This window comes from Spirosoma aureum (assembly GCF_011604685.1).
GTDB classification, from domain to species: domain Bacteria; phylum Bacteroidota; class Bacteroidia; order Cytophagales; family Spirosomataceae; genus Spirosoma; species Spirosoma aureum.
Genome location: NZ_CP050063.1, coordinates 3,122,800 through 3,147,776, shown reverse-complemented (window position 1 = coordinate 3,147,776; position 24,977 = coordinate 3,122,800). Strand labels below are relative to the sequence as shown.

Sequence of the window (24,977 nt, the reverse complement as noted above, 5' to 3'; positions counted from 1 at the left end):
TTTAACCAAACTGAGTCGGCAGATCGGTACCCATCATTAAATCACAACATTGGCAAAACTCTATGGTTGTACATCGGGTTACTTCATTGTACCTGACCCGTTTAGCCGTTGAAAAAAGTTACTCCTGTCTTATTACTCCTAAAGCAAGCTTTCGACAACTTACGGGCTAACGATCCGATACGCATGGCCGGGGCTACGGCCTTCTTTACCTTCTTTGCGTTACCACCCATTGTTATTATTCTCAGCAATGTACTTAGCCATGTCTTTAACGATCATTATCAGCAAATCAGTGGGCAGCTATTTGATGAGCTGGCGGGCTTGTTTGGCCCAAAAAGTGCCAATCAACTAGAAGCTATTTCGCATCGCCTTAAACAACCCAGGGCCGGGCTCCCATTAACGGTGCTTAGTATTCTGTTACTCTTTGTAGCCTCAACTACGTTGTTTGCAATCGTTAAAAATTCGATAAATCAACTGTGGAATATTAAAACGAAACCAGGGCGTAACTTCCTGTATGTCTTGACGGATAAGCTGATTGCACTGGCAATTATTGTTGGCTCTGGCTTTCTATTCAGTTTATCCGTGACCCTGGAGCAGTTTATGGCGCAGACACCGATCAAAACGTTCTTTTCTTCACTCGCCTATTATGGTGGCATGGTAACGCTCTGGAATTCCTTAACATCTATCCTGATCCGCACAGTCTGGTTTGCATTACTTCTCAAGTTTTTGCCGGATATCCGAATCCCCTGGCGTGCCATTTGGCTCGGAGCCCTTTTTACAAGCGTTCTGTTTAAAGTAGGCGAGGTTGTTTTAAATCGCCTGCTGATTCATGGTCAGATAGCGTCGCTATATGGAACCTCAGGGTCTATTATTTTATTGCTGCTTTTTGTCTTTTACTCCTCCTTGATTTTCTATTACGGAGCCGCTTTTACCCGTCAATACAGCGAGTGGACTCATTTAAATGCAGAACCCAACAACCGCGCGGTCTCCTATACCATTACCGAGAATCCTGAAAATGCAGTAAGCAGTGAGCAGTAGACAGTCTTCAGTTGGCAATTGGCGATGCCTTACTGAAAACTGCCTACTGCTTACTGAAGACTCTTACACCTAACTCCACTCCCGGTCGGGGCAAACCAGGTACCTCCTTTCAGAGGGTGTCATACCCGACATTCTCGCCTACTTTGCCAACGTGCTCCACTAACCTTTGGTAACCTGAATACGGGTGAACGGGTGCTTTGTATTGGCCTAGTTCCCCAGTTTACCAGGCTCTGAGTCATTCCGTTGTCTTTTTACACTCCAGTTATTGGCATTGACCAGCATGCCCGGCTGATCGGCCAGCATCCCGATACCAAAGTCCATTTTCAGGAACGTATAACCCTGATCCCGGCGTTTCTTCATGTTCTCAGCAAAGCCTTCATAGGTATCAGCTTCAGGCGTATCGGCATACAACCGGATAAAATCGCGGTATTTACCGCCCAGCAGTTGATAAGCCGGTACGTTATAGGCTTTACCGGCCAGATTCCAAAGGGCCATTTCTACCCCGCAGACCCCACCGGCCGCCCGGCTCTGACCACCAAACTGCTTGATCTGATTGAAGATCTGCTCAACATTACAAGGATTTTTGCCCAATATGCGGCTTTTGAGCATCAAGGCATAGCTGGCGCTGGCTCCGTCGCGAACTTCTCCCCAGCCTACAAGTCCCTGATTGGTATCGATGCGAATGATGGAGCTGCTGAAGGGCACACCGTTCAGCACTGCAATCTGCATATCGGCAATTTTCAGCTCCGATGGTTTGGAATCTCGGCTAACCTTCTGCGTGATAAACTCCATCTCGGCATCCGGGATGCTGTCTATTGTGATTTTATGTATAGTCAATCCAGCGAAGAAAATCCCTAAATGATTGTGAAGGTTCCCGCTATAATTCAATCAAATAAATTAATTTATAACTTTTTCAAGTTACCGGACGATGTATTTATGAAAAATAATTTGGCAAATACGAATCGATTAGCCACTTTTATACTAGTAAACACCACAGGCAATTCTGATTCAGGATCGATTTTCGACCTGACAAGCTACTACGATCCGGGCGTAACCATTGTCGAAAGTTAAGCCTAATTCTATTGATTCTCTGGCAACCTACCTCCTCAGTAACAGACGTATATTTTATATAAGTAGCCGGATTAAGGCAAAGAAATCAGTAAATACAACACTTCGCACTGGCAGTCAATCTGTTATAGATTAATCGTCGATCAACTATCCTATTTCACCCCAGCACGTCAACCCAGTTTAAATCCCTTTATTTTATGAAAAACTATCATGCCTGCAATTGCCACATTATACCGCCATTTGTGGTCGATGAACTGAAAAAATCAGGGGTGAATATCTCCACCCAAACGAAAACGATCAGCCGCGAATTCAGGGCACGCCGTGCTGAACAGATATCGTTACGCAACAGCCAGCCTTTTCTGCTGGCTCCTCCAACTAAAAATTCCGACCGCTTTGTCTATGACTCCAAAGCAACGCAGCATCAGCGCCTTCTGCTCGTTCGTAAAGAAGGAGGTGTCGCTTCGACCGATCAGGTAGTCAATAAAGTCTACGAAAATGCCGGAGCCGTACGCGATTATTACAAGAAAGCGTTCAATTATCTGTCAGTAGACAATCACGGGGCCGATCTGATTCTGAACGTACATTTCGGGCAGGAATACGCCAATGCGTTCTGGGATGGCGATCAAATGACGTTTGGCGATGGCGACGGTCAGGTTTTCATCAATTTAGCGAACGCGCTGGACGTAACGGCACATGAACTTACGCATGGAGTTGTGCAATACACGGCCGGACTGAATTACCAGGGCCAGTCGGGAGCGCTCAACGAGCACTATGCCGATGTGTTTGGCTCGGTGATCAAACAGGTGGCTAAAAATCAGACCGCAGCAACGGCCGACTGGCTGATTGGTGATGAAATTATGGGGCCAGCGCTTCAGGGTCAGGCGCTGCGGTCGATGAAAGCGCCCGGCACTGCGTATAATAATTCGCTGATGGGCAAAGACCCGCAGCCCGATCACATGAATACAATCTACAAAGGATCGGCAGACAATGGCGGAGTACACATCAATAGCGGCATTCCCAATAAAGTGTTCTTCCTGGTCGCTACGGCCATTCAAACCGACAAAGCGGCTTTGCTATGGTTCGAAACGCTGAAAACGCTCAAGCCAACAACAAGCTTCAAGAGTTTCAAAACGGCGATGCTTAAACTGGCAAAAAAACTGGCGAAAGCAGGAAGCGTGCCAGCAACGACCGAAGCAACCGTGAAACAATCGTTTGAGGCAGTCGGTTTGTAAAGAAAGGTGCCAACCATGAAATTAGTTTATTCGCGCGAAGGGGGCTTATTTCCTCAGGTAGCCCAAACGGAAATTAAAACCACTGACTTACCGGCCGATTTACAAAAGTTGGTAGATCATCTTATAGCGCATCCCGATGCTTATACATCCGGCTCAGGGAACCCTGCAATGAGGGATGGTTATCAATACCGGCTCGATCTGCATGACGGCTCAAAGAAGGTCAGTTTGACTTTCGATGACACGAGCCTGCCCGACGACGTTCAGCCGTTAATTCATTTCCTGCAAAAACGCACCGGCAAGCCGTAAGGCAGGCAGCCGGCCTGCGCATAGAACGCTTATAGTATGGCAAAAAAGCCGGTTGGAAACATCCGGCTTTTTTTCATTTTATTGACTCAATACGATTTTTTTTGTGTTATAGAAACAGATCAGACCGGCATTCTGTACAGCCGGAATAACAACAAATACGAACTGCATTTACTACCAACTCACTTATGCAACTTCTTTACACCTATTTACGGCGCTATTGGGGCCTGTTGGCGCTTGCGCTATTATTGGCAGCTATCAATCAGATTTTCTCGCTGCTCGACCCTTATATCTTCCGAAAAATTATTGACCAGTCTGTTGTGAAGCCCGGCGGTACACTACGCACCATCGATTTCTGGGGATTTCTCAAAAACGGTGCTGGTGTCCTGATTTTGCAGGCACTCGGCGTCGCGATGGTGAGCCGGATTGCCAAGAATTTCCAGGATTACTATGTCAATGTAATTACCCAACGGCTCGGCGCACAACTCTATACCGATGGGCTCCGGCATTCGCTCGAACTGCCCTATCAGGTTTTTGAGGACCAACGATCCGGCGAAACATTAGGTAAACTACAAAAGGTACGTTCCGATGTCGAAAAACTGATTCAATCGTTTGTGAATGTTCTCTTTACATCGGTGGTGGGCATTGTGTTTGTCATGTGGTATGCTGCCACAGTGTACTGGCCCATTGCTCCGGCCTATTTTCTGACCATTCCGCTGCTGGGTTTTGTGAGTTCGCTGCTGAGCAAAAAGATCAAGACTGTACAGAAAACGATTGTGGCCGAAACCACCGCCCTGGCCGGTTCAACCACGGAAAGCCTTCGCAACATCGAGCTGGTAAAAAGCCTTGGTCTGGCCCAGCAGGAAACTGAACGACTGAACGCCACAACCGGCAAAATCCTGAAGCTGGAACTCAAAAAAGTACGATACATCCGGTCGCTCTCGTTTGTTCAGGGAACGTTCGTAAACCTGCTCCGCAATGCCATCATGCTGCTTATGCTGTTCCTGGTGGTGCAGGAGCGCATTACGGTGGGCGAATTTTTCTCGTTGTTCATTTATTCGTTTGCCATTTTCGGACCGTTGCAGGAACTGGGTAATATCATCAACGTTTATCGGGAAACGGAAGCTTCGCTCGCTAATTTTCAGCAAATCCTGAATACACCCCGCGATGTTCAACCGATTCACCCGCAGCCGGTCAAAGCACTCAAAACTCTGGCTTTCGAAGATGTGCATTTCAAACACCTGACCGCCGAAAAACCAGCGCTCGATGGCATTTCATTCGATGCAGGAGTTGGTGAAACCATTGCGTTTGTTGGTCCGAGCGGCTCCGGCAAAACCACACTCGTGAAGCTGCTGGTCGGTCTGTACAAACCCCTGAGTGGCCAGATTTTGTACAACAACATTCCGGGTTCTGATGTAAATCTGGATGAGTTGCGCGAGCAAATTGGTTTTGTGACGCAGGACACACAGCTTTTTGCCGGAACCATCCGCGAAAACCTTCGGTTCGTAGCACCCAACGCTACCGATGCCGAATGTTTGACAGCACTGCGTCAGGCGGCTGCTGATTCGCTGCTTTCCCGCGCACCTCAGGGTCTCGATACGGTCATTGGCGAAGGTGGTGTCAAAGTATCCGGTGGCGAAAAGCAACGACTGAGCATTGCACGCGCCCTGCTCCGCAAACCAGCACTACTGGTTTTCGATGAAGCTACCTCGGCCCTCGACTCCCTTACAGAAGAAGAAATTGGCCGAACCGTTCGCGAATTGTCGGGCTCGCGCCAGCATATTACGATCCTGATCGCTCACCGGCTGAGCACCATCCTCCACGCCGACCGGATTTTCGTTCTGGAACAGGGACAGGTGGTCGAACAGGGTTGCCATGCTGATTTATTAGCTCAAAAAGGACTCTATTATGCCATGTGGCGTCAACAGATTGGTGAGCGCAAAGAGTTGGCAGTATTGTAACTACCCAAAAAATTAGTTAGTAAAATTGCCCCTTCTCATGCTTCATTCCTAAAACAACCTGTCTGTATGCTACGCTATACCATTGGTGCTGCCTTTGCGGTCGTGTTCTGCCTGAGCAGTTTTCTTATCGACCAAAAACCAGTCGTTAAAACCGCCCGGGAGAATTATCAGACTTATTGCTCTTCGTGCCATGGCGAAAAAGTGGAAGCTTTCGTGGATCGGAAGTGGAAACATGGTACGGGAAAAGCCGAACTCATGACGAGTATTTCGGGAGGATACCCTGACCTGGGAATGCCGACCTGGAAAGCTACGTTGAATGAAAAAGAAATCGGCGAACTCGCTGACCTGATTCTGGAAAGCCTGAAAAACGTTGATCAGTATAAGTTTGCCAGCAAACCGACATCAAACGTTTTTTCGTCGGAAGGCCAGACCGTTAAGCTTGATACGATTGCGAAAGATTTAGGCTCTCCGTGGGGGCTGGCTTTCTTACCCGAAGGCGATATGCTGGTGAGCACCCGTTCCGGCGATATTTACCGGGTTGGGCAGAACCAGCAAAAAACCAAAATTTCGGGCGGCCCGACTGTTTTGGCCGAAGGGCAGGGTGGCCTTCTCGACGTTGTATTGCATCCTGATTTTGCCAAAAATCAGTTTGTGTATTTTTCGTATTCTGCGGTCAAGAATGAAGGCGATCAGAAACTTTCTACGACGGCCATCATGCGTGCCAAATTAGCAGGCAACACGCTGACCGATCAAAAGGTCATTTTTGAAGCGATGCCCTACTCAAAAACCCGTCACCACTATGGTTCCCGGATGGCCTTCGATAACAAAGGTTATCTGTTTGTATCCGTGGGAGAGCGAGGAAATGAAAAGGAAAACCCGCAATCGATTGCCAACGATCTGGGTAAAGTTCACCGACTGTATGACGATGGCCGAATTCCGGAAGATAACCCGTTTGTAAAGGATAAAAATGCACGTGGCTCCATTTATTCTTATGGGCACCGCAATCCACAGGGCATGCTCAAACACCCGGTTACAGGCGAAATCTGGACGAATGAGCACGGTCCTCGCGGGGGCGATGAGTTGAACATCGTTAAAAAAGGAGCTAACTATGGCTGGCCGATTATTTGCTACGGCATCAATTATGATGGAAAACCCATCACTAACCTTACAGCAAAAGAAGGTATGGAACAGCCACTTACCTATTGGCTACCGTCTATTGCGCCATCGGGTCTGGCCTTCGTCGACAGCCCTAAATACCCCGGCTGGAAAGGTAATCTATTGATTGGGTCCCTGCGGTTCCAGTACCTGAATCGTTGTGTGATGGAGGGTAACAAAGTTGTTAAGCAGGAAAATCTGCTCAAGAACGTCGGACGCCTTCGCAACATCAAACAGGGGCCAGACGGTTATCTGTACGTATCAGTTGAAGAACCGGGCTATATATTCAGGTTGCAGCCTGTAAATCAGTAAACCTTTAAGCAAAACCGCTGGGCAGAGAAATCCGGCGGTTTTTGCTTTTATGATAGTGAACTTTTGTCACTCCATTTGTAGACACGCAGCCGTTCGTTCACTCTTCCTTAACTGCTGCTATCAGATATCAGGCCGCATAGAGTAGCCATTGTTCAGCCCATCGCTGCACTAACTGCCTGCTACAGCCAAATGGATTATTTACTTTGTGAGTCAAGGCCAGTTTATAAGCCATTGACCGTTTTATGATTTTTTTGATTGCTTTCTGAACGTCGGTCGAAGCCAGTGGATAATAATAGACCAGACTAACTACGAATAACTAATTGTATAGTTCAATTTATTTAGGTAAATCAGATTTAACGGAAAGACTTTAGGAGTGCTATCTCTCGTTTTAGGGATACAATAAAGGATCAATCAATAAGCATGCATTCAATTTCATTACGCTTTTCCCAGGAATTAACCCAGCGCCTTAACCAGATGAAAATCCGAAGTACCCGTTATAAGGTAGCACTGTATAAACAACTTAATCAGGAGCAGCCAGACGGACACAAGTTGACCGAGATTAAGGGAGAAAATACAGAGTTTGCCTTCAACATTATGTTTGAGCGCAAAAATCCAGAGTCAGAATGGCGATTAGTAACCCCACTAAAATTTACGGATTAACCAAGAGTTCCATGAGTTGGAGCTATATGTTCAGTTCAGTTTCATTAAGGTATTGAAGTAGTTTCGTAGACGAATCAAATAAGTTCATTAATTGTACTTTTAAAAGAAGTGATCAGCTATTATTATCTATAATTTATGCCAATCATATAGTTCATTAAAGTGCCTTTCAATCCTTCCCCAATAGGACCAACCTCCTGAGAACTCCAATACGTTATAACAATATCGCATTAAGATAGGTTGATATATTGCCAGGTTTGAAACTTTTCGGTTTATAAACTATAGCCTAGCAATGATAATTGGAGCAGAAAACGGTCTTCAGACTTGATGAAGTTTGCGGTTTCTGCCGAACTTAATCAGTAAACGCTATGAAAACGAATGTGAAAGTATTGGCATTAGCAAGTTTATTACTCCCTGCGTTGTGTACAATCGAGTCAGATACGGCTACGGCACAAACGCCCAGTAGGGTCATCGTCATTCCTAGTACCCCGCCCATGCATAAAGCACCAATAGAGCAAGTATGGGTTCCGGGGCACTACGTCCAGCGAGGGCGGGATCGCATCTGGATAAATGGTCACTATCAGACAGTTACACCTAGATATGCTACTTATTCAAAACCAGACCGGTATAAAACCTGGAATCCCGGCTACTGGCGCCAAACACCCCGAGGGCGGGTTTGGGTTGAAGGGTATTGGAGTTATTAGAGAATAATAAAAAAACGTCCTGAGCACTTACTCAGGACGTTTTTTTATTATTCTCTATTACTGGGTAATAACCTGATGCTCCAGTGGCTTGCTTCCCAGGCCCCTTCGGTTTGGATACGAGTAATAACCCGACGTGTAAGTGCTACATTTAACCGAAGAATACTTCAAACATACTCTTACTGTTCAGTTAAAGGTAGTAAGCCAATGTTTTTTAAGACGGTCCAGCTAAAATTTCCTTTCCTTCATTTATCGTTCGAGATCATCTTTTTCCGGTGTAACTCTCCCCATTTTCGTAAGGATTCAATCACTTCATGTAGCGTTTGGCTATGAGCTGTTAACGTGTATGTCACCTTAGCGGGATAGGTATCGTATAAGTGGCGCTTGACCAACCCGTTCAACTCCAGATCCCGTAATTCTTTGGATAGCATTCGATCCGTAATCCCGTGAACCTCTTTGGCGATTTCCCCAAAACGCTTCTCCCCGAAGGTAAGGGCTACGATAATAGGCAACTTCCACTTTCCATTTAATACATCCAGTGCATCTCGGATTGGACGCAAAGTACGGCCACATTCCTCAGGTATTACGTTTGTTGGTTCCATAGAATATCGGTTTGTTATGAGCTGGTTGCTTATCTTATTGGGATTGGCACTATACTTGAGTATAGTACTATACTCAAGTATATTACTTACCAAAGTATAGTAAATGTAGTAAATTTGCCGAAGAAAAGGGTACCCAATCATTGACCCTTCATAAACCAGGTAGTGGTATGATCATTCAACGAAATCTTGCCAACATATATACACCCCAGGCCCAGCGGGGATTTTTAGGAGCGGGCCATCTTGCCAGTCCTCTCATTCAGGTTGACTTTTCAGAGAGCGATCCGTTTATCGTGTTGATGGATGATCGGCTCGAAAAACGGGATGAACAGCCAGCCGGTGGACCACATCCCCACGCTGGTTTTGAAACGGTATCCCTATTGCTGGAAGGTGAAATGGGTGATGAGGCTTACCGCATGAATGGGGGCGATTTACAACTAATGACGGCTGGTAGTGGCGTGATTCATACCGAAACCATCGAGCGAGAAGCGAATATGAGACTCTTGCAATTATGGTTGACTCTGCCCAAGAAAGACCGCTGGGCTACACCACGGGTACAGGATATTCCTTTAAACCATGTGCCCAGCGTCACGGATGGGTCAGTGGATATCAAGGTATACAGCGGCTCTTTGGCGGGTGTAACGTCACCCGTTCAGAATTATACGCCCTTGATTCTGGCCGATATCCGGTTGTCACCCCATACATCTACCGTACAATACATCCCTGCACATTACACCGCCTTTTTATATGCGCTTGAAGGTAGTGTGGAAGTTGGCGACGCGATGAAACATTTAACGCAAGATCAGGTGGGCTGGCTTGACAGATTCGCGAATGATGATGCCCTGAGCGAACTTAGATTAGCGGCCGGTGAAACGGGCGGTCGCGTCATTCTTTATGCTGGCGAACGTCAGGGGGACGAAATTGTATCACATGGGCCTTTCATTGGCGATACGCAGGAGGACATTCGTCGGCTTTACCAGGATTTTAGACAGGGTAAGCTGAACCATATTTCAACCATTCCTAAAGGGCAACGAATTCTATACTAATAAGCTGTGTGCTATTTGGATGGACTAGTTCACAGGGGTTACTAACCAGAAATGACCGTTTCTGATTGTAACCTCTGTTAGATAAATTCTCTTTATTCGCTCCGCTTAAGAAGCATATATGAAAGTAGTTTTTCGTCTTTTGTAGGAGCGTTTTGTTGGCCGATTAGTTTCTACTAAAGGAAAACTCCAAGGAGTAGGCTATGGACTTTCAGCTCATGGTCTTGATCGTAATAACTGTATTGTGTTACAAATCCGAAGCGTTGACGCCAAACTTTTTTTTAAAGGCAGTCGAAAAATGCGACAGGTTTTCAAAACCAACTTCCAAATACACCGCTGAGGGACTTAGCTTTTTCGTTGAAATCAGATAGTAGGCTTGCTCCAAACGCTTTTTCTGTAAGCACTTTTCGGGTGTTGTGTTGAAGATTTTTATAAAATCCCGCTTAAACTTCGTCCCGAAAGCTTGGCAAAGGAGGATAGGGAAATATTGTATTGATAATGAGGGTTCATATACGTCTCCAGATCGATCTAATACGGTTCCTGAAAATCAAACAAAAAAGGCAGAAACAGATTCCCTGTTTTGTAGCAGCAACCCAATGGCATCAGCTGTTTTAAGTGCCGCCATTTTTTCCATTTTTTTACCGGACCACTAAATACCGGCTCCCGTATTGTTGAGTTGAAAATTCGGAATGGTAAGTTGTCGATCAGCGACAACAATCGCTTTATTTGCTTTACTGCCCTCATAACCAACCTGGTTGGTAAGCACCTGAACGGATTGCGCACGCAGTGTTTGAGTAGCAGGCTGGAAGTAGAGTAAAATTCCCGCCCTGCTTAATTTCCCCGGCATTGGTCTATGTATCGTTTGGCTACGTAAATAATCTCTTCACTCATTTTCCGGCACCCCAAAATATAGCATTTCTGAAAATAGTTGTGAAGACATTGTTCCTGAACAGATCAGGATGATGGCCCATAAAAACGTATACATTCCGTGCCTTCACGTGCTCATTTGACCACACTACCGGGTGATCGCCCCCCATTTTTATCTCCGAATCGGGTGAATAACTCGATTCATCAACGGTTGCCAGCACGTTGACATTCGGGCGGGGACTTTTGTTGTACGTATACCATTCCTCTTTTTGCACCTCAAACGTGGCCGGTACTCCTTTCATGCAAGGATGATTTTTAGCCTCGACCTGTACGGTTGCTTTAGCAAAGCTTGCGATGTAATTTTTATAACGGATGCCGCCCATAAACTCCGAAAACCAGGGCCACATCGGATAACCGTCGAACTCGCCCAGCAGCGTAGCGTGATGAAACCCAACCCAGCCTCCTTTGCCCTGCGTGATGTAGTTCCGGAAAGCCTCCTTTGCCGTATCGCTCCACATGTAAGGGGGATAATTTAACTGGATAAATAGCTGATAATTAGCCAAAAATGCATCATTGACAGGTTCTGCGTTTTCGATGTAATCAATTGTAAAGTTGTTTTCATCGGCCAGCTGTTTTAACCAGACTTTAGCCGCAGCCACAAAAGGCGCATGGATGCCACCAGCTTCGGTCATGGCCAGGACCCGAAACTGTGGTTTCGAGGTTTGTCCAAAGGTTAAAGTTTCCGAATAGATAACCAGAAGAGTAAATAGACAGCTGCTGACAAGTCGCCCGATGGCCCGTTTTTTCATGCTTGTTTTTTTGGCGTGTGCTAGACCGTAAAGAGACCAATGAGCCTTTTTTAGCTATATTTGAGAAGTATCCAACACATTTAAGATCAACCGACGGATAAAACTACTCGTTGATAACGACGAGAAACCCGACCAAACAGGCTATTCGTTAGTCAAAATCGTTGTCGGGTATGATAGCTTTACTCTATGCTTGCCTCGACTTCATCTGCCGCATACCGATCTCGTTTACCCAAAAAACAAATTAATGCGCACTGGCTTAATCGCTGGCTAGCGGTTTTGTCCATTGGGCTCTTTACCTGTTCATTAGCGGGTCGGTTTCTGGGGCGTTTCTATTTTTTTGAACTGTTCAGCCATTTTACCATTCAATACCAATGGTTATCGTACGGCTTCATTGGGCTATGGTTTCTTTACTGGCTTATTTATTGGAAAGAAGTAAAGCCAGCTCTATCAGTTCTGGCAATTGTATCGCTGATCGGTACGGCTTATCTGAATCAAACTCCCTGGATACCGGGCGATTATGATTCGGTAATTCCATCGCCGAAGGGCGATGTCCGGGTAGTTCATGCCAATGTGCTTTATGCGCGCGAGGAGTATGCGACTACAGTAGCCATGCTCAAACAGAAACGTTCTGACCTGTATGTATTGCAGGAGATGACACCCGATAAAATTCGTTTCGTAACAGCTCAGGTAGCAGCCGAATTTCCCTACTGGTTTGCCTGCCCGTCGAAGCAGCAGGTTTGGACGCTCGTTGGAAGTCGTACTGCCTTCCAGATCGATTTGCCGCTGGCTCGCAAACTTCACATTATCTCCCTAACTACACAGGTTCGTGGTCGGGCGATAGAGCTGGTTACGGTTCATCCACACACACCGGTAATTCCCAGCTGGTTTCGCGAACGGAATGCGCAACTGGCTTATGCTGCCCATAAAACCCGGTATAACGCAAGGCCAACGATCCTGATTGGCGACTTTAACATTAGCCCGTTTTCGCCTATTTACGAAGAATTGTTCAAGCCTGATGAGGGCCGTATGAAAACGGGCCAGAAAGGAGTATTGGTCGCTGCCCGGCAAATCAAAACGCAACCTACCTGGCCAAGCTTTTTACCGCCCATGATGATCCCGATCGATCATGCGTTTGTGAACGGCGGTTTCACTCCACTGTCCTTTCGAACCCTCGATCAGGAAGGTTCTGATCACCGCGCGATCGTGGTTGATCTAAAATTTCGATAGCTTTCAGGCAACATATTCACCTTTAAATCAAGAACTTACCCCAACCGGCGCCGTTTCTTTGAATAGGTTATCGGTTGTTTTTAAACATTGGGGCGTATAACTGTTGTGATAACTAACCCGAGCCGCTTCAAGGTGGTAATAATGGTGTAACCGGAGCAGCCGGAATACGGTCACGACCGCAATGACACCCGTCAAAGGAGCCAGCCAGTATAGCCAATAATCCGTGAAGTACTGACTAATAATGGCAGGCCCAAAACTACGCGCCGGATTCGTGCTACATCCGGAAAAAGGGGCCTCAGCCCAAACCATAAATCCGTATAGAAAAGGGATCGTATAAGGCGTATAATTCCGAAGCTTTTTATTGCCAACGAACAGGAACAAAAGAAGAATCAGGCAGGCCGTGGTTAACGCTTCGCCAATAAATGCCACTTGTATGCCTGCGTCGCCGGGCAACGTGATTCCATAGCGTATGCTTTGGCCTTGTTGTTCCCAAAATAACAACGGCAGACTGCCAATAACGGCCCCAATTAACTGGCTAAAGACGTAGCCAATCATAATCCGGGTTTTCATTTTACCCCGAAGCCAGAAAGCTATACTTACTGCTGGATTGATGTGTGCTCCACTGATTTTGCCAACCGGCGACAGTGTTATCAGGCAGCCCGTTAAACCAAACAGAAAACCGGTTATGACCCGACGTAACGATTCTGAGGGGACAAGCGTTGCCATAACAGAATCTGTTCCCCAGTTGAAAATAACAACACTCAACCCGATAAAAAGCAAGAGAGCGGTCCCTACCAATTCGGCGCCGAAAAGCGCTGTATTAGAACGAGTTGATGCCATAAAGGTTGTATCTGATCAAAATACAAAGATCGGCAAGCTCTGGCAAAAATTGATTTAGTACAATTTAAAATAGTTGTATCTATCTTATAGATAATTAAATAAATCAATTATTTTCCCTACATTTCTAACTATATCACAAATATACTATACGTCTTACCAGGCAATATTGGCTATTTTCCAATGGTTTGTAAAAAATGCTGAGTATCTCGAATCCACGCTCGTTTGTATTGTTTTAAAAAATTTTCATGTCCGGCAAGTGGATACGTTATTAGCTCTTTTTTGCCGGTTAAATTTTTGTAAATGTCATCGATTTCCTGCCTGCTTACATTCTTATCCTGCTCGCCGTAAAGTAGTAGCGTTGGGCATTTCACACGGGTTGCATAGTCGGTTGGGTTATGCCCGAACGCCCAAAAGTCATTTTGAAAACCTCCCCAGAAAACCAGCAGTCCGGCCATTGGAAACGAAGGAACTTTCATAGCTGTAAACCTTGCACAAGTCGTTTGATACATTGACCCAAAGGGGGATTCCAGTATGATTCCCTTCGGACTAAGTGGGTAATCGTAGAGTGCCTTCAAAATCGCAACGGCCCCTTGCGAGGTTCCAAACAGATAAATGTGTTTCTCTCCATTTCTTGACAAATAATCAAATGCGGTTTTTACTTCTTCGGCTTCTTTGAAACCAATGGTTGTTTGATTCCCCTCCGACTCGCCACTTCCCATAAAGTCCACCAAAAAAGTATTATAGCTCTGTTTTAAAAACTCATCTGACTTATCAAGCATTTTTGATTTGTCACCAGCGTAGCCATGGAATAAAATTATAGTCCCTTTCGCGCTATCGGCCTTTATATGCCAGCATCCGATTGACTTATTGCTTTGAAGCTTTACGGTTTCAAACAGCTGTGTTGGCTTCATTCTATTTTCTGGCCTTGGATTATTTATACCAAAAAGCAAAGGCTCTATTTTATCGATCACAGAAAGCTTATCAGGGCTTTCTGTGATTTTACCTTCAGTATCAGCGAAATGGGTAAACTTATAGGCGTGAAAAAAGGCAACAACATTCACTAAAATGAAGCCAATGGCTAATCCCCAAAGTATACGTCTTTTTAATTTCTGTCTGTTCATTTACGAATAGCCAAGTATCAGAATCGTTTAAATATATAAAATTTATAATTATACATACCTTCCCTATTTTTAACGGATACTATTAACAGCTTCATTGCTCTCTTTGCAAAAAAAGAGCCAGGGGCAGGATAGGCCATATATTGAAAATATAGTCTATCCTGCCCCTGGCTCCAATTCATTACTCTATTTCGATGCTAAATGAGCGGCTACTTCAGCCAAACGGGTAGCATAGCCCCATTCGTTATCGTACCAGGCCGCAACGGATAACAGGTCACCCTGTTTGGCCGTCAAAGGCAGGTCAATAATCGATGAGTGTGGATCAGCAACAATCCGGTTCGATACCCATTCGCCTTCCAGTACATCCATGACCCCATTGAGCGGACCTTCAGCAGCTGCTTTCCGGAATGCCTCGTTTACCTCCTCAACCGAGCAATCTTTTTCGGTCAGCAGGTTCAATTCGGCGATACTGCCTGTCCGAACCGGTACGCGATACGCTTTACCCGTGATCTGTAAATCTGGCCAGATAAATTTCAGCGCCTTGGCCGCACCTGACGAAGACGGAATCACGTTCTCAGCCGCTGCCCACGAATCGCGCCGGTCTTTCATTGGCTGGTCGGTCAGCGACTGGGTGTTAGTATAAGCATGAACCGTGGAGAACAGACCCGATTTGATGCCAAAATTATCTTTAATAACCTTTACAACAGCCGCCAGCGCATTGGTTGTACAACTGGCCATGCTGATAATTTTGTGTTTTTCCGGATCGAATGTTTCCAGATTAATGCCCTTCAGCAATACAGCATCACAATCGTCCAGTGTTTTACTGGCCGCGCTGATCAGGACGCGTTTAGCACCCCGGTCGATGTGAGCTTGTGCTATCGAGCGAACCGTAGCCCGCCCTGTACAGTCAATGACCAGATCGACGCCCATAGCGCCCCAATCCGGAATTTCTTTTGCCGAATTGTAATAAGGAATGTCACGATCGCCAATTTTCAGATGGCCTTCTGTTCCACTAACGGGCTCATGCCAGCGACCGTAGTTGGTATCTACAGAAAAAAGGGCTGCCAGTGTAGATTCGTCTTTGATGTCGGCGATAGCGACAGGCGTAAAGAGGTTATCGCGCAGAGCGATTCGGAGAGCTGTACGACCAATCCGGCCGAAACCAAACAAAGCAATTTTGCTCATAATAATTGGTTGGTATGTGAAGGAAAAATCGCCGGTTAGAAACGGCAACCGACGCACGATTAATTGAGATTAGCTCAATTTGACAACACACTAAATCAGGTGGCGGTTTCAAAAAAATCAGTTTTCATAGGGTGCCCCCTCAGAATCAGCCGGGGAGGAGAAGTAATAAGCCACTGGAATGGCTGTAGCCAGGAACCAATCCATTGGCAAACACTTTGTGAGTCAAACGAGTAGTATTAAACAGGACCATTCGCCCACCTCATGCCTTTATTTGTCATCGTCCGACACGGACAATCCCAGTGGAATCTGGAAAACCGGTTCACTGGTAATGTAGACACGCCCTTAACCGAACTGGGTCGGCACGAAGCCCGAGAAGCAGGAATCCTGCTAAAAGACGATCGATTCGGCATTGGATTTACATCCGAATTGCAGCGGGCTATTGAAACGATGGCCATTATTCTGCAGGAAATCGGACAGACCGACCTCCCCATCCAACGCAATGCCGCCCTCAACGAACGCATGTACGGCGATTTACAGGGCATGAATAAAGACGAAGCCGAACAACGATTCGGTGCCGAACAGGTGTTCCGCTGGCGTCGAGGTTTCACAGACCGCCCTCCGCATGGCGAAAACCTGGCCGATACGTATAACCGCGTCATTCCGTATTTCGAATCGACTATTCTGCCTTGTCTGCAAGCCGGAAAAAATGTGCTCGTAGCCGCCCACGGCAACAGTCTGAGGACATTGGTTATGAAACTGGAATCGATCAGCCCCGAAGACATCGAGAAAGTTGAACTAGCCACCGGTATTCCGCGCCAATACAATTTCGACCCGACCACCGGCTCATTTGACCTGTTGCCCAAATAGCAGAAATCAGCTTTTGGCCTGCCAACTTCCCGAAAGAACAGCCCGTTCAGTATGCTCCCTTCGTACATTAAATTTCCGTATCTGCCTAAACACCCTGCAAAGTCTGGTGGTTAACTAGATACTACGTTTAATCTTTTCACTATGGAAACGAAAAACCAGAATGGCAATGGTCATCCGGCAAATGGCCAGTCAGATAAGGGCAATGCCAATGCCGATGATCAAACGCTAACAACCCGACAAGGCCACCCCATTAGCGATAATCAGAACACGCGCACGGTTGGGAGCCGCGGGCCAACGACACTGGAGAATTATCAGTTTCTGGAAAAAATCACCCATTTCGACCGAGAGCGGATTCCGGAGCGGGTTGTGCATGCACGTGGCGCAGGTGCCCATGGGTATTTTGAAGCCTATGGTATGGTGGGAAACGAGCCCATTGCGAAATATACGCGGGCGAAATTGTTCCAGCAGAAAGGTAAACAGACGCCCGTATTTGTGCGGTTCTCGTCCGTCATTCACGGCGGCCATTCACCCGAAACACTACGCGACCCACGGGGTTTTGCGACCAAATTTTATACGGAAGATGGCAACTGGGATTTAGTCGGGAATAATCTGAAAGTGTTTTTCATTCGGGATGCGATGAAATTTCCGGATCTGGTTCACGCTTTCAAACCCGACCCGGTAACGAATCGGCAGGATGGCGAACGTATTTTCGACTTCATTAGCAATACGCCGGAAGCCATGCATATGATTACGTTTCTGTTCTCGCCCTGGGGTATTCCGGCCACTTACCGGCAAATGCAGGGCTCAGGGGTCAACACCTACAAATGGGTCAATGACGCCGGCGAAGGGGTTCTGGTAAAATACCACTGGGAACCGAAACAGGGAATCAAAAACCTGACCCAGGAACAGGCCGAACAGATTCAGGGTAAGAATTTCAACCACTCGACGCAGGATCTGTATGAAGCTATTGAGCGGGGTGAGTTTCCGGAATGGGAATTCTGCGTACAGATCATGAGCGACGACGACCATCCCGAACTCGATTTCGACCCATTGGATGATACCAAACTCTGGCCAACCGACCAGTTTCCATTTTTACCCATTGGCCGGATGGTGCTAAATCGTAATCCCGAAAACTATTTCGCAGAGGTTGAGCAGGCAGCATTCGGGACAGGCGTACTCGTTGACGGTCTGGATTTCTCGGACGATAAAATGCTTCAGGGACGGACGCTGTCGTATTCCGACACGCAACGGTATCGCGTTGGCGCCAACTACCTGCAACTTCCGATCAATGCACCGAAAAAACGAGTGGCAACCAACCAGCGCGATGGTCAGATGGCCTATATCGTAGACACCGCACCGGGGCAAAATCCACATGTCAATTACGAGCCATCATCACTGGGTGGCTTGAAAGAATCGACAAAACCCGGTCCCGACCACACGCCTTACGTTGCCGGGAATCTGGTTCGGCAAAAAATTGAGCGTACCAACGATTTTAAACAGGCAGGCGAACGGTATCGGTCGTTTGAAGACTGGGAACGCGATGATCTGATTAATAACCTGGTTGGGGCGTTGAAACCAGCTCATAAAGTCGTTCAGGATAAGATGATCGAGTTGTTCACGAAATGTGACGAGGATTACGGGCGTCGGGTGGCAGAAGGTATTCGACAGGACAACACCGGTCATGCTACACCGAATGAAACGCAGGCAGAAGGAGTCCGTCAGGCAGCTGAAGAATCGCAGTCGGCCCAACCGTATTGATTTTCGGATCGGAAGTCCGCGCCACCAACGATTTTCCGGTTTAGCGAACTTTCGGTCGTTCACGCCATAAGAATGCCCCGCCTGACATCAGGCGGGGCATTCTTATAGTATGAGCAAGAAGTTATAACTCCAGAATATCGGCCAATACTGTCTCAAAACCCGGCAACACATCCTCTCCATAAAGTGTACTGGCGAAAAGAATCAGGCTGACTTCCTGACCTGATCGGTAACGATACGTCTGCTATTCACGGGTTGACACTAACCACGCCAACCGAACACCATTCTGAATAAATTTTTCCATCTTTCTTTTCAGGTCATTGATGTTGTCAGAATCAGATTGCAATTCCAGGACAAAATCAGGAGCCAGGTACGGAAATGATTTTTTTCATCGTGACTCTGTGCATCCCAACGATCTTTACGAATCCAGGCTACATCCGGCGCTTTCAAGGATTTATCTTTCAGAAAAAACCCACCATTCGAGTCTATGACCTTCCCGGCTTTGCTCTTTCGATTCCAAATGACAAATTCGCCAATTAGCTCACTATTATTAGAACTGGTTAGAAGGTGGGGGAAGACCTAGTAATAAACAATATGCCGTTCTCGTCACGCTCAACATTCAGTTCTGGATTAGCAAGGCAAAACCGAAGCAGTTCATCATCACAGAATTGTTCGATTTGAGGTATGTGCGAAGGCAATTGCATAGGCCGAAAAAGTGACATAACAAACAAAGAGAACAAACTAGTCGATCGCCAATCAGCAAGCTGAATCATAGCTATTCGTAACAATGTGGGCCATTTGTATAGATTTCCAATCAACCACTATTGCCGATTAGCGCAAAACTTACAGTGAATCGTAAAGAAAAAATGATTCGCTGGCTTTTGGTAGTACTCCTAACTAACTCCTGGCTCTTACTACCTTTTTTCATGACGACGCGCCGACAATTTCTACAAAACTCTACTCAGCTGGCTGTTACCACGGGCTTGACAACGTTGCTTCCGAATGAGCTGACAGCAACTGACCTGCAACGAAAGTTTTCAGCCGCCGACACCGTATCGATTGGCCTGATTGGCTGTAACAATATGGGCTGGGCCGACCTGACATCGATGCTAAAAAATCAGGGTGTACGTTGTATCGCGCTGTGTGACGTCGATCAGAACGTACTCAATAAACGGGCGGCCGAGCTGGCAAAACTACCCGCAGCAGCAGGTCAGAAGGCTACGCTCTATGCTGATTTCCGAAAGCTTTTGGAAAACAAAGACATCGACGCGGTTATTGTTGGAACACCCGACCACTGGCACTGCCTGCCAACGGTTTATGCCTGCCAGGCGGGTAAAGACGTGTATGTAGAAAAGCCATTAGCCAATAGTATCGAGGAATGTGATCTGATGGTGGCGGCCGCTCGTAAACACAAGCGCATTGTGCAGGTTGGGCAATGGCAGCGAAGTGGTGAGCATTGGAAAGCAGCTCTCGATTTCGTACGATCTGGGCAAATCGGCAAAATCAGGTCGGTGAAAACCTGGGCTTTTATGCCCTATGGCAAAACCTTTCCGGTAGTTGCCAATGAGCCCGTTCCGGCAGGTGTCGACTATGCGATGTGGCTGGGACCATCACCCCAACGTCCATTCAACCGCAACCGTTTCCATGGAACTTTCCGTTATTTCTGGGATTATGCCGGTGGTTTAATGACCGATTGGGGAGCCCACATGATCGATATTGCGTTATGGGGAATGCAGGTCACTGCGCCCAAATCAGTGATGGCGATGGGTGGCCGATTTGGCTTTCCGGATCACGACGGCGAAACCCCCGACACCATGCAGGTCCTTTATGATTATGGCAATTTCTCCCTGTCGTGGGAGCAATCACTCGGTACTGGGCGCGGCCCCTACGACCGCGATCACGGGGTGGCTTTTATTGGTAATCTGGGGACAGTAGTTATTGATCGGGGCAAGTGGGAGGTGTTGCCAGAGGTTGAAGCGGGCAAGTACCTCACTCCCGCTATGCCAGTGCGATTCGGCGATGGCAAAGATCTCGACAGACACACGCTTAACTTCGTTGAGTGCATTCGAAGTCGTCAGCAGCCTAACTGCCCGGTCGATGTGGGGCGTAATGTAGCCGTACACGCACAATTAGGAAACATGGCGCATCGGCTGGGACAGCAATTATTCTGGGACGATGCGACAGGCACAGTTACCAGTAATCCTAAAGCAAACGAGCTGGTAAAGGCGCACTACCGTAATTCATGGCAATTGCCGACCGTTTAAGATAACCGACAGTTCCACTGGCATCAGTAGAAGATTTTCCTGATGCCAGTGGAGTCAACGCTTATTTCAAGACCTCAACCGTATTCAGTTCAGGCCCTCCACCGTGATTGGCCGAACCGGCAACAATATAAATTTTTCCGTCGTACACAACCGCCTGTGTACCATGACGACCCTGGTTCATTTTCGGGCCGGATGTCCAGCGATTGGTTTTGGGATCGAGGGCTTCGGCCTCGTTATGGGCTAGTAGCTGTGTTGTTTCACCGCCAATTACCCAAACTTTTCCGCCCTGCGTAACCGCCGTGCTACCGGCCCTTTGCGTTGGAATGTTGGATGTGGCTGGCAGTGTTTCCCAGCGATTGGTCTTGAAATCATAGACATCGACCTCCGCGATAGTCGTTTCGAGCACTTTATTGATACGAGCCGTCGAATTTCGACCACCTGCCAGATACATTTTGTCGCCGACTACAGCCGCTGAAATGTGATCGCGGGTGCGGGGCGCATCGGCCAGTCGTTTCCAGGTATTGGTTTTCGGATCATATTCATCCAGCCAGGCAACATGGCCGTCCCAATGGCCATCGATTATTCCGCAGCTCAGGTAAATTTTGTCTTTGTAAACCACAACGCCTGCCGAACCGCGAAGCCGCTCTTTCGGAATTTCTGGTCCTTTGCGCCATTCGCCCTTTTTAGGGCTGTAGATATAAATGTTCGGAATGGGTGTTTCGTGCGGGTATTTCCCCTCAAAAGCACACATTACATAAACTTCGCCGTTGTAGTTGATCGCCTGAAAATGATTCATCTCGACCGGTGGAGTCGGTAAACGTTTCCAGATTAATGTTTTCAGATTGAGTGCCTCAAGCGGTTTTATCCCTCGTCCGCCAATGGCATACAGGCTGTCTCCAACCAGAGCGGCCGCGTTTTCATGACGGGTTTCACAGGTATTTTGCGGAGTAACCGGTTGCCAGGACTGTGCATGAGCAGAAAGTCCACCGATCAGCAGACCAAGTGTATAAAGACAGGAACGATTCATCAGGTTTGACGTAAAGGAAGATTGAGAAACTGGTTAAATCCGTACACTTACTTTTTCTTATCAGGGCTTTGACTTCGAGCCGTGCCACCGCACGGCGGACAGTGGTTTATTTGCTCATCAGTAATAACCGTGGCACGGCTCTACGGCTCGAAGCGAAAATCCTACTTATATCGACACTGGGTGTTATCTGATTTCAGGAAATAGGACTTGTAGTTCAGCGCTTTCGGGTCAGTACAGCCCTTCAGATTAAGCACTTCAACGCTTTTAAAATCAATTGGATGGCTTTCGGCCTGGAGAGCAATGTAGCCTTCGCTCAGGGGTGTGTTGGCACGGCTAATCCAATAGGAAGCCGCTTCCTGGCTGAAATGGCCAGCATTCCAGTCGTGATCGCGACTGACAAACCCACCACCAACCTGTGTTTTTTCGTAGGTCAGAACGGTGTCCCTGCCAATCAGGTGATGGACTATGGAATCGCCCAGCACAATGGCCGACGATGTTACCCACTGATCACCATTGTAGGTTTTAGAATCGGAGTCGATGCAATGTTCGGCCCGGAGTTTGCCACCCATGTGTACTTGTGTGCCGGGCGTACACAGATTGGCGGTATGACGCTCTCCTTTGTCTAATCCGCCCAGTAATTGCAATTCCAGCGATACGGGAAACGTCTGCCCCAGCGATAAGCTCGAAGCCGACTGCGAATGCACCATAACTCCGCTATTGCGAACATTCCACGAATCTCCGCCGGGTGTCTGGTTGCCAACGAAACGGTATGTAAACCGGACGATGTAGTATGAAAAGGGCGTTTTGTAATACATGTGCCCATATTTCCCATCGAACGTTTTGTATTGATCGTAGGCTATTCGAAGCACCCCATTTTCGACCCGGAAGGTATTTTTGTAATTATCATTCAGGGGAAGCCCGGCAATCTTGATGTCCCAGTCGCGCAGGTCCTTACCATTGAATAGTGGAATCCACTCCTCTTTACTGGCGTTTGGCTGTGCAACAACAGGAAGAGACATCATAAGCAGGACAAGACTGGCGAACACACGTACGACTACGTTCATAAATCAGCGTTTTTCGAGAGAATACGGTTACCAAAGGCAATTGAGAAGCATTGCCTACTGTTGCTGAACGGAGTGATTTCGTCAATCCTTTCAACCTGTCGCAACAACTGTTGGCAATTGGTCTCTTTACTGATGCTGATTAACGCCCTGAAAATAGTGGATCGGCTTACGGCTTTTTTAGTTGTTTGGTGCATTCAAGCACAACCGCCGACTGAAAGCGGTCAGGGTCCTCTACATAGCGAAACATCGGATCGGTTGAGTCGTTAAATGCACAGGGTCGGATACTGACAAAGCCAGCGGCTTGCAGTTCGTTGGTTAACGAATGGCGATCCCACATCCACAGATGGTGCGAATTACCCAACAAAGCCGTTAAAATGCCCTTCGCCCCGCGCGGACGACTCTCAACGCCCAGCATGGCGCGTTCACCCCAGGGTGATAAAAACCGGTGACTGGCCCTGGGGTCGCCCGATTCAAGTTCGGCAACATATTGTCGGGCATACGTCTCCAGATCGGGAACGATGCAGCGAAATAACCCACCCGGTTGCAGGATGGTATACGTATTTTCCAACGCCTTCCGAAAATCGTTCAGGCATAGGTGTTCCAGTATGTGCGAACTATACACACCCAGACAGGAATTGGCTGGTACGGGCAATCCCGTGATAATATTACCAATACGAACATTGGCGGGGAAAGTGCAGGGAAGCTGATTTTTAAGCAAACGCCCCAGTAAGGGTATTTTTTGAATACGTAGAGTTGGGGAGGTGTCAAAGTTAATCCATTCTGTGGGTGCCGATAACCCACAACCATATTGTACGTATAGTCCCTTCTGGCTCATAGTCTGCTGGTTTTCAACCCTAAATATAACAGGCCGTTACACATTGACATGGTAGTCTCGTCGAGTTAAATGAAGGCCTGAAAAACCTTTTTCAACTAACTACTTAGCCGGGCAGGATCCGTTTTTAGTTGGCAGTAAGCCGAACCAATAAGGTATGGATTAGCCATCAAGTCGTTCTACTTCTATCCCAATGGCGACGATCATCCGTTGGTATCTGCCTGAAATCGGCCCTGATTTGGCTGTTGCGACCTATTGCGTAAAAGTATAGCCACTTTTTGTAGACGCTTTACTTATTCGGGACATTTTCTATCAAATTTGGGACAGTAGGCTAGTAGATAACAGTAGTCTGACCGGGAAACCGGTGAGGCCAGTCATGTTGGTCAATCTGATGATTTCAGAATTACTATTTTATCAAAGAATCAGGAGAATAGCCAAACTGTTTTTTAAACGCAAAAGAGAAATGCGAGAGGCTTTCGAAACCTACTTCAAAATAAACCTCTACTGGTTTCCGCTTTTTCCTCGTCAACTGATAATGCGCTCGTTCGAGTCGTTTTTGAGTAAGCCATTTCTGCGGTGTCGTGTTGAATGCCTTCTTAAAATCACGTTTTAACGTGGTAAGACTTCTGCCGGTCAGGTAACCAAATTTCTCCATGGTCATATTGAACATGAAATTCTTATCCATGAAACCCGGAAAGCCATCCACCCCGCAACGGCGACCACGTAGTAATCTACAGTTTTGTAATTCATCTCTTCTGCGCTAAATACCAGTCAATTCGACAGTTATATTGCGTCGAGAGCAGGACTTTGGCTTCGAGCCGTAGAGCTGTGCCACGGTTCGCTTGTACATAATTAGTAACCGTGGCACAGCTCTACGGCTCAAAGCCAAAGTCCTACAGAGTTTAAAGCCTTTCAGGGCTCTGTATGGATCATTTTCTGCCGTTTTGATGGAACAAAAGTAGACGACACCCCCGCAATCGACTTTGTTTTAAAGGCCAAAACAATTATAAAGCTGGTCAATAGCGAAAGCGTTACGCTCTATAAGCACAAAAAACC

Annotated in this window: 26 protein-coding genes and 1 pseudogene; 13 read left to right on the top strand and 14 right to left on the bottom strand. The window is 47.0% G+C overall.

The features are described 5' to 3' along the window. Positions 1-108 precede the first annotated feature (108 nt). On the top strand, positions 109-1,035 hold the full coding sequence (locus tag G8759_RS12435; RefSeq protein WP_167208385.1) for a YihY/virulence factor BrkB family protein: 927 nt from the start codon (positions 109-111) through the stop codon (positions 1,033-1,035). Positions 1,036-1,150: 115 nt separating this feature from the next. Here the strand turns inward: G8759_RS12435 and G8759_RS12430 are convergent. Beyond that, positions 1,151-1,923 (bottom strand): annotated as a pseudogene (locus G8759_RS12430) (mandelate racemase/muconate lactonizing enzyme family protein); the annotation flags it as partial. Positions 1,924-1,971: 48 nt separating this feature from the next. On the opposite strand from G8759_RS12430, the gene G8759_RS36170 reads away from it, so the two are divergent. The 7 genes from G8759_RS36170 to G8759_RS12400 all read left to right on the top strand — a co-directional run bounded on the left by G8759_RS36170 (position 1,972) and on the right by G8759_RS12400 (position 8,427). After that, positions 1,972-2,106 carry a hypothetical protein gene (locus G8759_RS36170; protein ID WP_262890662.1) on the top strand — a complete coding sequence of 45 codons (135 nt, stop codon included), beginning with the start codon at positions 1,972-1,974 and terminating at the stop codon, positions 2,104-2,106. 194 nt (positions 2,107-2,300) lie between these two features. After that, on the top strand, positions 2,301-3,335 hold the full coding sequence (locus tag G8759_RS12425) for a M4 family metallopeptidase (RefSeq protein ID WP_167208383.1): 1,035 nt from the start codon (positions 2,301-2,303) through the stop codon (positions 3,333-3,335). Positions 3,336-3,350: 15 nt separating this feature from the next. Next, positions 3,351-3,641: a protealysin inhibitor emfourin gene (locus G8759_RS12420; RefSeq protein WP_167208381.1), complete on the top strand. Its 291-nt coding sequence runs from the start codon at positions 3,351-3,353 to the stop codon at positions 3,639-3,641. Between the two features lie 185 nt (positions 3,642-3,826). Next, complete coding sequence (locus tag G8759_RS12415; protein ID WP_167208379.1) at positions 3,827-5,599, top strand: ABC transporter ATP-binding protein; 1,773 nt, start codon at positions 3,827-3,829, stop codon at positions 5,597-5,599. A 66-nt stretch (positions 5,600-5,665) separates the two neighbouring features. Beyond that, positions 5,666-7,066: a PQQ-dependent sugar dehydrogenase gene (locus tag G8759_RS12410; protein ID WP_167208377.1), complete on the top strand. Its 1,401-nt coding sequence runs from the start codon at positions 5,666-5,668 to the stop codon at positions 7,064-7,066. Positions 7,067-7,486: 420 nt separating this feature from the next. Then, positions 7,487-7,726: a hypothetical protein gene (locus tag G8759_RS12405; protein ID WP_167208375.1), complete on the top strand. Its 240-nt coding sequence runs from the start codon at positions 7,487-7,489 to the stop codon at positions 7,724-7,726. Positions 7,727-8,091: 365 nt separating this feature from the next. Continuing rightward, entirely contained in the window at positions 8,092-8,427 is a 336-nt protein-coding gene (locus tag G8759_RS12400) for a YXWGXW repeat-containing protein (protein ID WP_167208373.1), read from the top strand. A 242-nt stretch (positions 8,428-8,669) separates the two neighbouring features. Here the strand turns inward: G8759_RS12400 and G8759_RS12395 are convergent, their stop codons facing one another. Next, on the bottom strand, positions 8,670-9,026 hold the full coding sequence (locus tag G8759_RS12395) for a winged helix-turn-helix transcriptional regulator (protein WP_167208371.1): 357 nt from the start codon (positions 9,024-9,026) through the stop codon (positions 8,670-8,672). Between the two features lie 167 nt (positions 9,027-9,193). Here G8759_RS12395 and G8759_RS12390 point away from each other — a divergent pair, with 167 nt between their 5' ends. Beyond that, positions 9,194-10,069 (top strand): pirin family protein, encoded by an 876-nt coding sequence (locus G8759_RS12390; protein WP_167208370.1) that lies wholly within the window; start codon positions 9,194-9,196, stop codon positions 10,067-10,069. Positions 10,070-10,313: 244 nt separating this feature from the next. Here G8759_RS12390 and G8759_RS36370 read toward each other — a convergent pair whose 3' ends face one another. From G8759_RS36370 to G8759_RS12375, 3 genes are all read right to left on the bottom strand, one after another. Beyond that, positions 10,314-10,493: a helix-turn-helix domain-containing protein gene (locus tag G8759_RS36370; RefSeq protein ID WP_394353324.1), complete on the bottom strand. Its 180-nt coding sequence runs from the start codon at positions 10,491-10,493 to the stop codon at positions 10,314-10,316. Between the two features lie 222 nt (positions 10,494-10,715). Beyond that, positions 10,716-10,913: a hypothetical protein gene (locus G8759_RS12380; RefSeq protein ID WP_167208368.1), complete on the bottom strand. Its 198-nt coding sequence runs from the start codon at positions 10,911-10,913 to the stop codon at positions 10,716-10,718. Positions 10,914-10,953: 40 nt separating this feature from the next. Further along, a complete protein-coding gene (locus G8759_RS12375; RefSeq protein ID WP_167208366.1) occupies positions 10,954-11,742 on the bottom strand; it encodes a ThuA domain-containing protein in 789 nt (262 codons plus the stop codon). A gap of 186 nt (positions 11,743-11,928) precedes the next feature. Between G8759_RS12375 and G8759_RS12370 the strand changes: the two genes are divergently transcribed. Beyond that, complete coding sequence (locus G8759_RS12370; RefSeq protein WP_167208364.1) at positions 11,929-12,969, top strand: endonuclease/exonuclease/phosphatase family protein; 1,041 nt, start codon at positions 11,929-11,931, stop codon at positions 12,967-12,969. Between the two features lie 27 nt (positions 12,970-12,996). On the opposite strand, the gene G8759_RS12365 is transcribed toward G8759_RS12370, so the two are convergent. The 3 genes from G8759_RS12365 to G8759_RS12355 all read right to left on the bottom strand — a co-directional run bounded on the left by G8759_RS12365 (position 12,997) and on the right by G8759_RS12355 (position 16,112). Next, positions 12,997-13,809: an MIP/aquaporin family protein gene (locus tag G8759_RS12365; RefSeq protein WP_167208362.1), complete on the bottom strand. Its 813-nt coding sequence runs from the start codon at positions 13,807-13,809 to the stop codon at positions 12,997-12,999. 170 nt (positions 13,810-13,979) lie between these two features. Further along, positions 13,980-14,930: an alpha/beta hydrolase gene (locus G8759_RS12360; protein WP_167208359.1), complete on the bottom strand. Its 951-nt coding sequence runs from the start codon at positions 14,928-14,930 to the stop codon at positions 13,980-13,982. A 183-nt stretch (positions 14,931-15,113) separates the two neighbouring features. Further along, the gene (locus G8759_RS12355) at positions 15,114-16,112 is read right to left on the bottom strand and encodes a type I glyceraldehyde-3-phosphate dehydrogenase (protein WP_167208357.1); all 999 of its coding nucleotides are present in this window, start codon (positions 16,110-16,112) and stop codon (positions 15,114-15,116) included. A gap of 261 nt (positions 16,113-16,373) precedes the next feature. Between G8759_RS12355 and G8759_RS12350 the strand changes: the two genes are divergently transcribed. Continuing rightward, a complete protein-coding gene (locus G8759_RS12350; RefSeq protein ID WP_167208355.1) occupies positions 16,374-16,979 on the top strand; it encodes a 2,3-bisphosphoglycerate-dependent phosphoglycerate mutase in 606 nt (201 codons plus the stop codon). 141 nt (positions 16,980-17,120) lie between these two features. Continuing rightward, positions 17,121-18,737 (top strand): catalase, encoded by a 1,617-nt coding sequence (locus G8759_RS12345; protein WP_167208353.1) that lies wholly within the window; start codon positions 17,121-17,123, stop codon positions 18,735-18,737. 241 nt (positions 18,738-18,978) lie between these two features. Here the strand turns inward: G8759_RS12345 and G8759_RS36165 are convergent, their stop codons facing one another. Both G8759_RS36165 and G8759_RS36365 read right to left on the bottom strand, forming a co-directional pair. Beyond that, positions 18,979-19,080, bottom strand: a complete 102-nt coding sequence (locus G8759_RS36165; RefSeq protein WP_262890661.1) for a Uma2 family endonuclease — start codon at positions 19,078-19,080, stop codon at positions 18,979-18,981. Then, the gene (locus tag G8759_RS36365; RefSeq protein WP_394353323.1) at positions 19,047-19,256 is read right to left on the bottom strand and encodes a PDDEXK family nuclease; all 210 of its coding nucleotides are present in this window, start codon (positions 19,254-19,256) and stop codon (positions 19,047-19,049) included. Before G8759_RS36365 ends, G8759_RS36165 begins: the two co-directional genes overlap by 34 nt. Before the next feature lie 404 nt (positions 19,257-19,660). On the opposite strand from G8759_RS36365, the gene G8759_RS12335 reads away from it, so the two are divergent. Then, a complete protein-coding gene (locus G8759_RS12335) occupies positions 19,661-20,998 on the top strand; it encodes a Gfo/Idh/MocA family protein (protein ID WP_167208351.1) in 1,338 nt (445 codons plus the stop codon). Between the two features lie 61 nt (positions 20,999-21,059). Here the strand turns inward: G8759_RS12335 and G8759_RS12330 are convergent, their stop codons facing one another. From G8759_RS12330 to G8759_RS12315, 4 genes are all read right to left on the bottom strand, one after another. After that, a complete protein-coding gene (locus G8759_RS12330; protein ID WP_167208349.1) occupies positions 21,060-22,025 on the bottom strand; it encodes a Kelch repeat-containing protein in 966 nt (321 codons plus the stop codon). A gap of 161 nt (positions 22,026-22,186) precedes the next feature. Then, entirely contained in the window at positions 22,187-23,089 is a 903-nt protein-coding gene (locus G8759_RS12325) for a 3-keto-disaccharide hydrolase (RefSeq protein WP_167208347.1), read from the bottom strand. Between the two features lie 166 nt (positions 23,090-23,255). Continuing rightward, positions 23,256-23,924 carry a class I SAM-dependent methyltransferase gene (locus tag G8759_RS12320; RefSeq protein WP_167208345.1) on the bottom strand — a complete coding sequence of 223 codons (669 nt, stop codon included), beginning with the start codon at positions 23,922-23,924 and terminating at the stop codon, positions 23,256-23,258. Between the two features lie 403 nt (positions 23,925-24,327). Further along, positions 24,328-24,606: a helix-turn-helix domain-containing protein gene (locus tag G8759_RS12315; RefSeq protein WP_197933121.1), complete on the bottom strand. Its 279-nt coding sequence runs from the start codon at positions 24,604-24,606 to the stop codon at positions 24,328-24,330. Positions 24,607-24,977: the final 371 nt, after the last annotated feature.

Excerpts from the sequence above, each read along its gene's own strand:
- G8759_RS12395 (WP_167208371.1), bottom strand. The coding sequence starts at position 9,026 with ATGGAACCAACAAACGTAATACCTGAGGAATGTGGCCGTACTTTGCGT.
- G8759_RS12360 (WP_167208359.1), bottom strand. The coding sequence starts at position 14,930 with ATGAACAGACAGAAATTAAAAAGACGTATACTTTGGGGATTAGCCATT.
- G8759_RS12370 (WP_167208364.1), top strand. The coding sequence starts at position 11,929 with ATGCTTGCCTCGACTTCATCTGCCGCATACCGATCTCGTTTACCCAAA.
- G8759_RS12425 (WP_167208383.1), top strand. The coding sequence starts at position 2,301 with ATGAAAAACTATCATGCCTGCAATTGCCACATTATACCGCCATTTGTG.
- G8759_RS12405 (WP_167208375.1), top strand. The coding sequence starts at position 7,487 with ATGCATTCAATTTCATTACGCTTTTCCCAGGAATTAACCCAGCGCCTT.
- G8759_RS12390 (WP_167208370.1), top strand. The coding sequence starts at position 9,194 with ATGATCATTCAACGAAATCTTGCCAACATATATACACCCCAGGCCCAG.
- G8759_RS36170 (WP_262890662.1), top strand. The coding sequence starts at position 1,972 with ATGAAAAATAATTTGGCAAATACGAATCGATTAGCCACTTTTATACTA.
- G8759_RS12380 (WP_167208368.1), bottom strand. The coding sequence starts at position 10,913 with ATGCCGGGGAAATTAAGCAGGGCGGGAATTTTACTCTACTTCCAGCCT.
- G8759_RS12330 (WP_167208349.1), bottom strand. The coding sequence starts at position 22,025 with ATGAATCGTTCCTGTCTTTATACACTTGGTCTGCTGATCGGTGGACTT.
- G8759_RS12410 (WP_167208377.1), top strand. The coding sequence starts at position 5,666 with ATGCTACGCTATACCATTGGTGCTGCCTTTGCGGTCGTGTTCTGCCTG.
- G8759_RS12320 (WP_167208345.1), bottom strand. The coding sequence starts at position 23,924 with ATGAGCCAGAAGGGACTATACGTACAATATGGTTGTGGGTTATCGGCA.
- G8759_RS12355 (WP_167208357.1), bottom strand. The coding sequence starts at position 16,112 with ATGAGCAAAATTGCTTTGTTTGGTTTCGGCCGGATTGGTCGTACAGCT.
- G8759_RS12375 (WP_167208366.1), bottom strand. The coding sequence starts at position 11,742 with ATGAAAAAACGGGCCATCGGGCGACTTGTCAGCAGCTGTCTATTTACT.
- G8759_RS12350 (WP_167208355.1), top strand. The coding sequence starts at position 16,374 with ATGCCTTTATTTGTCATCGTCCGACACGGACAATCCCAGTGGAATCTG.
- G8759_RS12415 (WP_167208379.1), top strand. The coding sequence starts at position 3,827 with ATGCAACTTCTTTACACCTATTTACGGCGCTATTGGGGCCTGTTGGCG.
- G8759_RS12315 (WP_197933121.1), bottom strand. The coding sequence starts at position 24,606 with ATGGATAAGAATTTCATGTTCAATATGACCATGGAGAAATTTGGTTAC.
- G8759_RS12365 (WP_167208362.1), bottom strand. The coding sequence starts at position 13,809 with ATGGCATCAACTCGTTCTAATACAGCGCTTTTCGGCGCCGAATTGGTA.
- G8759_RS12345 (WP_167208353.1), top strand. The coding sequence starts at position 17,121 with ATGGAAACGAAAAACCAGAATGGCAATGGTCATCCGGCAAATGGCCAG.
- G8759_RS12400 (WP_167208373.1), top strand. The coding sequence starts at position 8,092 with ATGAAAACGAATGTGAAAGTATTGGCATTAGCAAGTTTATTACTCCCT.
- G8759_RS12325 (WP_167208347.1), bottom strand. The coding sequence starts at position 23,089 with ATGAACGTAGTCGTACGTGTGTTCGCCAGTCTTGTCCTGCTTATGATG.
- G8759_RS12335 (WP_167208351.1), top strand. The coding sequence starts at position 19,661 with ATGACGACGCGCCGACAATTTCTACAAAACTCTACTCAGCTGGCTGTT.
- G8759_RS12420 (WP_167208381.1), top strand. The coding sequence starts at position 3,351 with ATGAAATTAGTTTATTCGCGCGAAGGGGGCTTATTTCCTCAGGTAGCC.